Consider the following 442-nt stretch of genomic DNA (forward strand, 5'->3'; position numbering starts at 1 on the left):
CATGTCCTTGTTCTTCATTTGAAGCATGATAAATTGATTTTAAATCCTTTGCAAATTCTTTTTTATCTTTATCTGATACATGTTTTAAAGTGTTACGCACTTGATGAACTATACATCTTTGGTATTCTGTATTTGGAAAGGCTACATTAATTGAATCTTTTATACCTGTAAGTCCATCCGCACAAAGTATTAAAATATCTTTAACACCTCTATTTTTTAATTCATTTAAAATTCCTAACCAATATTTACTGCTTTCATTTTGACCAATTTGAATACTTAGAACCTCTTTTTTACCATTTTCATTCACCCCAAGGATAATATACGCTGCTAGTTTTTTAATTACATGATTATCTCTCACCGAAAAATGAACAGCATCAATAAATATTATAGGATAAACCTCACTCAGCGGACGCTGTTGCCAATCTTTTATTTCAGGAAGTAA

General features: G+C 29.9%; 1 protein-coding gene. It reads right to left on the minus strand.

Features of this window, described 5'->3' with window-relative positions; translation table 11 throughout:
• Nucleotides 1-442: IS256 family transposase (locus tag K0040_RS20275; RefSeq protein WP_228110469.1), on the minus strand; the 442-nt coding region annotated here is incomplete at both ends.

Origin of the sequence: Terrisporobacter petrolearius (genome assembly GCF_020748185.1) — a bacterium.
In the GTDB taxonomy this organism is placed as follows: Bacteria; Bacillota; Clostridia; order Peptostreptococcales; family Peptostreptococcaceae; genus Terrisporobacter; species Terrisporobacter petrolearius.